Below are 392 nucleotides of genomic sequence, written 5' to 3'. Positions count from 1 at the left end.
CCGGCGATGCGGATCGAGCGCGACCAGTCCGGCGGGGACGTGATCGTGTCGCCCAGCCGCAACGTGCGCATCGTGTCCTGGTCCGAGCGCGTCCAGTAGGTGTCATAGCGGATATAGCGGTCCGCCCGCCCGCCGGCATAGGTGATGCCGGTATTGCTGAACACGCCGGACGGGCTGAAGTAGCGTTGCTCGGTATACAACGACAAGCGTGACAGTCCATTGGTCTGCGCGTAGGCGTCGTAGTTCAACACCAGCCCGCGTCCGCTGGTGGCCGGCGGCGCCCGGGACACGCCGCGCATGTCGAGTTGATAGGGCGTGCGCAAGGCATCCGGCACCACCAGGTTCACCGACTGCGTCGCGGCGTTGTAGCTGTAGCGCAGGCCGGGAATCGC

The 392-nt window shown here is 66.6% G+C and carries 1 pseudogene; it reads right to left on the bottom strand.

Annotation, left to right across the window (positions count from 1 at the left end):
- Positions 1–392, bottom strand: a pseudogene (locus tag KDH83_RS31870) (fimbrial biogenesis outer membrane usher protein); the annotation flags it as partial.

Origin of the sequence: Achromobacter sp. Marseille-Q0513 (assembly GCF_018195695.1) — a bacterium.
In the GTDB taxonomy this organism is placed as follows: Bacteria; Pseudomonadota; Gammaproteobacteria; order Burkholderiales; family Burkholderiaceae_B; genus Achromobacter.
The sequence above is the reverse complement of the archived record's forward strand: the minus strand, read 5'-3'. Positions and strand labels throughout refer to the sequence as shown.